Source organism: Actinomyces sp. (assembly GCF_030530635.1).
In the GTDB taxonomy this organism is placed as follows: domain Bacteria; phylum Actinomycetota; class Actinomycetes; order Actinomycetales; family Actinomycetaceae; genus Actinomyces.
On record NZ_JAUMUL010000020.1, the window covers coordinates 38,570 to 47,152 of the forward strand.

6 protein-coding genes and 1 pseudogene are annotated in these 8,583 nt (G+C 67.9%); 3 read left to right on the top strand and 4 right to left on the bottom strand.

All coding sequences use genetic code 11. From position 1 onward, the window contains the following. Positions 1 to 31: 31 nt before the first annotated feature. From Q4A20_RS06695 to Q4A20_RS06705, 3 genes are all read right to left on the bottom strand, one after another. Positions 32 to 493, bottom strand: a complete 462-nt coding sequence (locus tag Q4A20_RS06695; RefSeq protein ID WP_303121571.1) for a PTS glucose transporter subunit IIA — start codon at positions 491 to 493, stop codon at positions 32 to 34. A 55-nt stretch (positions 494 to 548) separates the two neighbouring features. Then, positions 549 to 2,708, bottom strand: coding sequence for a 4-alpha-glucanotransferase (gene malQ / locus Q4A20_RS06700; protein ID WP_303121573.1), 2,160 nt, complete (start codon positions 2,706 to 2,708; stop codon positions 549 to 551). Positions 2,709 to 2,985: 277 nt separating this feature from the next. Then, on the bottom strand, positions 2,986 to 3,216 hold the full coding sequence (locus tag Q4A20_RS06705) for a PTS glucose/sucrose transporter subunit IIB (protein WP_303121575.1): 231 nt from the start codon (positions 3,214 to 3,216) through the stop codon (positions 2,986 to 2,988). Between the two features lie 193 nt (positions 3,217 to 3,409). On the opposite strand from Q4A20_RS06705, the gene ptsP reads away from it, so the two are divergent. The 3 genes from ptsP to Q4A20_RS06720 all read left to right on the top strand — a co-directional run bounded on the left by ptsP (position 3,410) and on the right by Q4A20_RS06720 (position 7,689). Continuing rightward, positions 3,410 to 5,107: a phosphoenolpyruvate--protein phosphotransferase gene (gene ptsP / locus Q4A20_RS06710; protein ID WP_303121577.1), complete on the top strand. Its 1,698-nt coding sequence runs from the start codon at positions 3,410 to 3,412 to the stop codon at positions 5,105 to 5,107. After that, positions 5,104 to 6,099 (top strand): acyl-CoA thioesterase II, encoded by a 996-nt coding sequence (locus Q4A20_RS06715; RefSeq protein WP_303121579.1) that lies wholly within the window; start codon positions 5,104 to 5,106, stop codon positions 6,097 to 6,099. The genes ptsP and Q4A20_RS06715 overlap by 4 nt, the downstream gene beginning before the upstream one ends. A 297-nt stretch (positions 6,100 to 6,396) precedes the next feature. Then, complete coding sequence (locus tag Q4A20_RS06720; RefSeq protein ID WP_303121581.1) at positions 6,397 to 7,689, top strand: Ig-like domain-containing protein; 1,293 nt, start codon at positions 6,397 to 6,399, stop codon at positions 7,687 to 7,689. Between the two features lie 124 nt (positions 7,690 to 7,813). Here the strand turns inward: Q4A20_RS06720 and Q4A20_RS06725 are convergent. Further along, a pseudogene (locus tag Q4A20_RS06725) lies at positions 7,814 to 8,583 on the bottom strand (ATP-binding cassette domain-containing protein); the annotation flags it as partial.

Below are 8,583 nucleotides of genomic sequence, written 5' to 3' on the forward strand. Positions count from 1 at the left end.
GCCTCGGGAGTAACTCGGGGGGAGGGGGCGGTCAGTCCCAGGTCAGCAACACCTCGCCGGCGCCGACATGCGGGCCCGCCGCATCGGAGAGGACCAGTGAAGGATCCGCCTGCAAGGCGATGACCGAGACGATCGGATTACGTCCACCGGCCTCAATAGCGGCCGGGCACCAGGTGACCACCGGAGCTCCCGCGGCTACGGCGTCTCCCTCAGCCACATGCGGCTCGAAGCCGACGCCGCCCAGCTGCACCGTGTCCAGGCCCAGGTGCACCAGCACGCTGTGGCCGACGGCGTCGGCCACGATGAAGGCGTGAGGGTGTGCCTTGACTACCGTGCCGGCGACGGGCGCCAGGACAGTGACCTCTCCCCCATCGGCGCGGTCCGGGTCGATCGCCAGCCCGGGGCCGAGTATGCCGGTGGCGAAGACCGGGTCCGGCACATCCGCAAGGCTCACCACCGCCCCAGCCAAGGGGGCTTGGATGACTGCGGTCATCGGTTGTCCTCCGGTGAAGTACTGGTTTCCGCACCCGCCCTAACCAGCGGGTATGTCAACGGTTGAACTCTTCGCGCACCGCTGTGAGCAGACTCGCCAGACGGACGTTGTCGGGCAGGTCCTCAACCAGGACGACCTCCCCCGATCCGTCCGCCAACGGTATCTTCCAGTTCGGGTACTCCTTGTCGGTCCCGGGCTGGTTCTGCGCGCGACGCTCACCGACTCCGTCCACCAGCGCCACCCCGACCAGAGCCGAGGGCGTGCGCACCACATAGCGATACAGGGCCTCCACCGTCTCGCGCTCGGAGGGATTGTCCCCCAACAGGCCGTGCTCGCGCAGACGGGTCAGCATGCGCTCACGCTCGATGCGGGCCTCGGTGCGCACTTGGTCAACGGGCTCGGTGAGCAGCCCGAGCCGCTCGCGCAGCGTCACGTGTTCGTCGGCGAGATAACCGGCGGTGGGCGGCAGGTCGTGAGTATTGACGGTAGACAGGGCGAGGTGCCGATAGGCGCCCGGCTCCAGCGGCCACCCGTCTTCCTCTCCCTTCTCGAACCAGAGTACGGACGTCCCGAGCACCCCTCTGCTGGCCAGATACTCACGCGCCCAGGGCTCCACGGTGCCCAGATCCTCGCCGATGATGACGGCACCGGCCCGGTGCGCCTCCAGCAGCACCACGCCGATCATCGCCTCGTGGTCGTAACGCACATAGGCTCCCTGATCGGCGCGCAGGCCATCGGGGATCCACCACAGACGGAACAGGCCGATGACGTGGTCGATCCTTAGTGCCCCCGCGTGGCGTAGAACGGTGCCCACCATGTCCCGCAGCGGTGCATAGGCCGTCTCCGCCAGCCGGGCGGGATGCCACGGCGGCTGCGACCAGTTCTGGCCCAGCTGGTTGTACATGTCCGGCGGTGCACCGACCCCGACGCCGGAGGCGAAGGCCTCCGGCTCCGCCCATGCGTCGGCGCCACGCGGATGCACCCCGACGGCGAGGTCATCCATCAGCCCCAGACTCATACCGGCCGCCTTGGCCTCTGCCTGGGCGCGGCCCAACTGCTCGTCGACGATCCACTGCAACCAGGCGTAGAAGTCGATACGATCGGCCAGAGTACGGGCCTCATTGGCCACGAATGCGCTGGAGGCGTCCTTCAGGGTTTCCGGCCAGTCCTCGAATCTGCCGTACTTCTCCATGAGCGCGCACCACAGGGCGAAACGCTCGAGCCCCGCCCCCTGGGCCTCGCGGAAGCGCTCGAAGTCACGTTGCCGGGACCGGGAGCGGCCTGCGGCGAAGATGACCTCCAAGGCCTCGCGCTTGACCTTCCAGGCGGCGTCGCGATCGATGGAGTCGGCCGTAAGGTTCGCATCGGCCACCTCCTCGTGCGCCCACTGCACCAGGGAACGGCGCGGTCCGGACAGCCGCGCGACCTCCAGGATGTTCTCGGGGCGGATATAGATGGGGTTGACGAAGCGGCGGGTGACGGGCAGGTAGGGCGACGGCGTCATCGGACCCACGGGCTCGGCGGCGTGCGTCGGGTTGACGAGCAGGAAGTCCGCCCCCTCGTCGCCCAGGTACCCAACCAATTCGGTGAGGTCGTCGGCGTCGCCGATCCCCCAAGATCCGCGAGAACGGATGGAGTACAGCTGCGCCATGACGCCCCAGCCGCGCCCGCCCAGGGATGCGGGCAGGTCCAGATGGTCCGGCGTGACGGCCAGAGCCGCAGTAGCCGAGAAGCCGTTCCCCGCAGGGCCGGATTCGACGTCGGCGACGATCGTGTGCCAGCCCAGCGGCAGGTCATCGGGGATTACGAACGAGGTCTGACCGATCAGTATCCCGTCGATCTCACGCGGAGGGGTCCAATTATCGGCCTGCAGCAGCTGCAGGCCGTCCCCCTCCTCCAGTTCTATGTGCACCTGGACACGAGCACCATCGGGCAGGTGCACCGGCACGGTCGCCTGCGTACCGGCCCGAACCACCACGGTGGGGGGCAGGGTCCGCCGCCAGGGGGCGAGGTCCACCTCACGCAGAGAGTCCTCGACCGCCTGCGCATCACTCGCCCGGACACCCAGGGCCGCCAAGACGGCGACCAGGGTGAGGCGGGAGGGAGCGGCCAGGTTGCCGTGGTAGTCCCAGTACTCGGTCGATACCCCATGCGCCTCGGCAAGCTGCCTCAAACGCTCGTCGGGAAGGTCGGATGCGGCGGTGGAGTCGGTCATCGCGGTTCAGCCTAGTGCTCGGTCGCGCGTGCGCGCGAGGGCGCCCCGAATGCGGGGGCGCGGGAAGGTGGTTCTCAAGAGATGTCCCGCTTGCGCGTCGAGGCGGCTGCGCGGTCGACTCGGAGGCGGGGTCATCTCTTGCAGCAAGCGTTTCACACGATCCGTATTGACGCCAATCACCCACGCCGACGCCCGTGCGCCCCCGGCCGCCTCGAGGACGGCTTGGGGCGCACGGCAACCGAGAGTCGGCACGGTGCCGACGACCGACCGTCCCGAATCAGTCGAGATCAGCGATCTCCTGGGCGATCGTGTCGGCGGTGGGGCCGACCACCACCTGTACCACCCGGCCGGAGCGGACCACACCGAATGCGCCGGTGGCGCGCAGGGCATCCTCGTCGACCTTCTCCTGATCCACGACCTCCACCCGCAGGCGGGTGATACAGGGCTCCAGGTCGGTGATGTTCTCACGCCCGCCCAGACCGGCGACGATGTCAGCTGCAGTACTCATGCGCGCTCCTAGTAGATCCTCGTGCTCGACGTCACTTTATCGCAGTTCACGGCGCCCGGGGGCGGGGTCGGACAGCTTCTCTCATGTCAATCGTCATTCATCCGATGGCGGAATCGTTCCCCGAAGCACCGTCTCGGTGCACAATGATCCGTGACACCCGTCTCCGCTCTCCGTCACTGTTGAGGAGCACCATATGGCCCCGTCCGCCGCAACCCCCACCCCACTGTCCGGCATCGGCGTGAGCCCCGGGCTCGTCGCCGGTCCGGTCGCCCGCATGGCGCCCGGCATTGCCGAGCCCGACATCGCCACGCTGGAACCGAGCCGTGACACCGAGGCGGAATGCGACCGCATCGCCGCGGCCGCGCAGACCGTCAAGAAGGGCCTTGAGCTTTCAGCCGCCGAGGCCAAGGGTGATGGCCGCACCCTGTTGGAGACGACCGCCCAGATGGCGGCTGACCCCACGCTGACGTCCTCGGCGCAGGCCATGGTCCGCGAACGCCGTCTGGTACCCGAGCGGGCCGTGTGGGAGGCCGCCGGAACGCTAGCATCCATGCTCGAATCCCTGGGCGGCTACATGGCCGAGCGTACGCGTGACGTGCAGGACGTGCGTGACCGCATCGTCGCCGTACTCACCGACGCCCCCATGCCCGGCATTCCCCGTCTGCCGGAGCCCTTCGTACTGGTGGCCGAGGATCTCGCTCCCGCAGACACCGCGCTCCTGGATCCGGAGAAGGTAGTGGCGTTTGTCACTTCCGAGGGTGGCCCGACGTCGCACACCGCAATCCTGGCCCGCGCCCTGGGCATGCCCGCCATCGTCGGCACCGGAGCGGCCGTCACCGATCAGCTCTCCGACGGCGATATCGTGCTAGTCGACGGCACGAAGGGCACGATCGTCCTCGACCCCAGTGAGGACCAGTTGCGCCGTGCCCGCGAACTCGCCAGCCGCGTGCGCGTGTTCAACGGCGACGGCGCCACCAAGGACGGTCACGAGGTGCAGTTGCTGGCCAACGTGGGCGACGGCGCCGCCGCCCGCTCGGCGGCGGAGGCCAACGCCATGGGTGTGGGTCTGTTCCGCACCGAGTTCTGCTTCCTGGACCAGCCCGAGGAGCCGAGCGTCGACGAGCAGGTCGAGGCGTACAAGGCCGTACTGGCCGCCTTCCCCGGTAAGAAGGTGGTGGTGCGAACCCTCGATGCCGGCGCTGACAAGCCCCTGCCCTTCCTGACCGACGCCACCGAGGCCAATCCTGCGCTGGGCGTACGTGCCTACCGGACCACACGCCGCGACCCGGAGGTACTGGACCATCAGCTGGAGGCCCTGGCCAGGGCGGAGGCCGAGACCGACGCCAAGGTGTGGGTCATGGCCCCCATGATCTCCACGGCGGAGGAGGCCGAGGCCTTCACTGAGAAGGCCCGTTCCTACGGCCTTCAGACGGCGGGCATGATGATCGAGGTGCCCTCGGCGGCGATCATGGCCGACAAGATGTTCGAGCACGCCGACTTCGCCTCCATCGGCACCAACGATCTGACCCAGTACGTGATGGCCGCAGACCGGCTGCTGTCTTCACTGGCCGACCTGTCCACCGCCTGGCAGCCGGCAGTCCTGCGTCTGATCCGCCAGGCCTGCGACGGCGCCGCCCCCCACGGACGTCCGGTGGGCGTTTGCGGTGAAGCCGCCGCCGACCCGGCACTGGCGGCCGTGCTGGTGGGTCTGGGCGTGGCCAGCCTGTCCATGACCGCACGCGCCCTGCCCGACGTCGATGCCGTCCTGAAGTCGGTGGACCTGGCCGAGTGCAGGCGACTGGCCGACATCGCGACCGCCTCGGCGACGGCCGAGGACGCCCGGCAGGCGGTGCGCGCCGAACTGCCGATCCTGGAGGAGCTCGGTCTTTGACGACGCCCTACCCCGTTCCCCCCGCCACCACCGAACCACTCGGATCCGTCACACGGATCCTCGCCCTTCAGGATGTGGCCGGCGCGGGGGACGGGGTGGACGCGTTCACCGGCTCCTCGCTGCCGCAGCTGTCCGGTCGCATCTACGGCGGGCAGGTGGTCGCCCAGGGCCTGTTGGCGGCGGCGGCGACCATGGTCGACGACGGCGACGGGCCCCGTCAGCCGCATTCGGTGCATGCCTTCTTCCTGCGCGGCGGCAAGCCGGGCCAGTCCCTGCGCTTCGACGTCGAGCGTATACATGACGGGCGCTCCTTCTCCCAGCGTCGCACCACGACCACCCAGGACGGCGTGCCGATCCTGGCCATGATCTCCTCCTTCCAGGAACAACAGGAGGGCGTGGAGGTTCAGCTCGAGGCACCGGATGTCCCGGGTCCGGAGGAATTGATCAGCGCGCTGGAGATCTTCCGCTCCATCGACCACCCCGTGGCCAAGTTCCTGGGTCGCACCACGGCCTTCGACATCCGCCACGTGGAGGGCAACATCTATCTGCGTCCGGGTGAACCGGTCCAGGCCCGCCAGCACCTCTGGGTGCGCTCACGCGGCACGATTCCGGCCGCTGCAACCCAGACGGTGCACCGGGCGCTGCTGACCTACATGTGCGATCAGGTCATGCTGGAGCCGGCATTGCGAAGTCAGGGCCTGTCCTGGCGCAGCGAGGGCATGAGCCTGGCCACCCTGGATCACGCCCAGTGGTTCCACCGTGACGTCGACGCCGGCGACTGGCTGCTGTTCGTGCAGGACTCCCCCACCTCTCAGGGCGGACGCTCCATGGCCCGCGCCGAGGTCTTCGACTCCGCAGGGAGGCTGGTGTCCACCATCGCCCAGGAGGGCATGATCCGCACCCCCACCGCCACGGCCCGCGGCGGTGGCGACTGGGCGATTCGTGTGGCCGAGGGTGACGACGGCGGACCGATTCCGGACGCCCCGTCCTGACCCGGTCGACCGCGTCGGCCGGAGCGCCGGGGGACACGCGCGAGCCCACTCGCACGACGCCTTAGCAATCGACATGCGAGGGCGTCGGTGATAAACGTAACAGCGTACACCGCGAGTGTGCACTCATACACCTCCATGTTCCGCTTCACGCAGGTATGATGCTTAAGAGAGATCTGCCTCCGCGGTACCCAGCTGCCCCTACTCCCGTGTCCTTCGGACTTGCGATCGGGCCCTTGCGTTCCGTAACGGCAGTCCCGCCGTCCATTAGAACCCCTACCTGCCTAGGAAAGGAGCGCTATGCGTTCCCGCGCCCCATCACGTCTCCTGGCGCTGTTCGCCTCAGGGATGATTGCCCTGGCAATGATCACCCCCGCAGCGTTCACCAGCCCGGCAAGTGCCACCGAGGGCACGTGCACCCCCACATCCGAGCCCCCCGACATTACGATCCTTAAACAGGATGAGCCGGCATCCACCGAGAACAGGGTGCGCGCTTGGGAAATGTTGAAGCTTCAGTTCACCCTCAAGCTCAATGATGGGCACTGCGCCGGACAGACCTACGAGATCACCACTCCGGAGAAGCTGCGTTTCGACTCCGGGACCACCTGGAACCTGAACACCGAGGACGGCCAGACTGCCGCCACCATGACCTACACGACCGATGCGGACGGCACGAACGGCCGCCTGGTCGTAACACTGACCGATTACGTCGAGTCCCACCAGGAAGTCTCCCTGACCGGCTGGATCGACACCTACCTAACCAGCGCGATCACCCCCTCCAGCACGGAGGCCCTGACCTTCAACGTCAACGGTGAGCCCACCACCGTTGAGGTACCCATCGGCGAATGCGCCGGGAACTGCACCGAGATGCCCAGCGGCCTGGCCAAGTTCGGCTCCGCCCCCGCACCCAATGAGAACGGGGTGAGCACCGGTAGCGTGACCCTCCAGACCCCGACCATCACCGAGGAGATCGCTGGCGGCGCCGATTCGGTGACGCTGCAGTGGTCCGACAAGCTCACGTCGCCCAATCAGGCATTCACGTGCAAGGCGACCGCCTACTCCTACACCGGGCGGAACGTTTGGGGTGACCCCACTGGCGGCACCCCCGCACAGGTGACCGTGTCCAGTTGCACCGATGATTCCATCTCCGGAACCATCGTGATTCCCGCCGGCCAGTTCGCCCGGCTCTACCTGCCGGTCAACTTCCAAGGCGCCGGCCCCTGGACCGATACCGCCTCACTCATCCTGGGCAGTCGCACCTTGGAGCGGGAGGCCAACGTGATCCTCCGCAACGGCGGCGGCTCGGCCACCGGCACCCTCCAGACACTCCCCACTCCGAGCCAGTCGCCGACCCCGAGTGAGTCACCCTCCGCCACTCCTCCGCCGGAGTCCGCGGTGCCGAGTCAGTCCCCCACCGCTTCGGAGGCTCCCAGCCCCACGAGCACGGTCACCGCAACGGTAATCACCACCTCTGCTAAGCCGGGGCGCTCGTTGGCAAAGACCGGCTCCAACGGACTTCCGCTGGTGCTGGGTGCAGGCTCTCTGCTGATCCTCGGCACGGTGCTGGTACATCGCGCCCGGGCCCGCAAGTGACCCACTGACCCCAAGCTGCCGGGCTGAAAGCTTCAGCCCGGCGCAAGCGGGTGGGGCCACGGATCGATTGGGTTCGGGGGCCCCCCCCCGGGTTTTTTGTATGTGGGGGGTGGGGCGTGGGCATGCGGTAGGTGACGCGGTGAGGACGGGCGGCCTCGGCGCCCAGACGCTGGATCTTGTTCTCCTCGTAGGAGGCGAAGTTGCCCTCGAACCAGTACCAGGAGGCCGGGTTCTCATCGGTGCCCTCCCAGGCCAGGATGTGGGTGGCCACGCGGTCCAGGAACCAGCGGTCGTGGGTGATGACCACCGAGCAGCCCGCGAAGTTCAGCAGCGCATTCTCCAACGACGACAGGGTCTCGACGTCGAGATCGTTGGTGGGCTCGTCCAGCAGGATCAGGTTCCCGCCCTGCTTGAGGGTCAGCGCCAGGTTAAGGCGGTTGCGCTCACCTCCGGACAGCACGCCGGCCGGCTTCTGCTGGTCGGCACCCTTGAAGCCGAAGGAGGCCACGTAGGCGCGCGAGGGCATCTCCACCTGGCCCACCTGAATGTAGTCCAGCCCGTCGGAGACGACCTCCCACAGGGTCTTCTTCGGGTCGATGCCGGCACGGCTCTGGTCTACGTAGGACAGCTTGACCGTCTTGCCGATCTTGAGCTCACCGCCGTCGAGCGGCTCCAGGCCCACGATCGTCTTGAACAGAGTGGTTTTACCGACCCCATTGGGGCCGACGATGCCCACGATGCCGTTGCGCGGCAGCGTGAAGGACAGATCGTCGATCAGGGTGCGTCCGTCGAAGCCCTTGTTGAGGTTGGTGGCCTCCAGGACCTGGTTGCCCAGGCGTGGGCCCGGCGGGATCTGGATCTCCTCGAAGTCGAGCTTGCGGGTGCGCTCGGCCT

Coding starts and splice junctions, on each gene's coding strand:
- Q4A20_RS06705 (WP_303121575.1), bottom strand. CDS start 3,216: ATGAGTACTGCAGCTGACATCGTCGCCGGTCTGGGCGGGCGTGAGAAC.
- Q4A20_RS06720 (WP_303121581.1), top strand. CDS start 6,397: ATGCGTTCCCGCGCCCCATCACGTCTCCTGGCGCTGTTCGCCTCAGGG.
- malQ (WP_303121573.1), bottom strand. CDS start 2,708: ATGACCGACTCCACCGCCGCATCCGACCTTCCCGACGAGCGTTTGAGG.
- Q4A20_RS06695 (WP_303121571.1), bottom strand. CDS start 493: ATGACCGCAGTCATCCAAGCCCCCTTGGCTGGGGCGGTGGTGAGCCTT.
- ptsP (WP_303121577.1), top strand. CDS start 3,410: ATGGCCCCGTCCGCCGCAACCCCCACCCCACTGTCCGGCATCGGCGTG.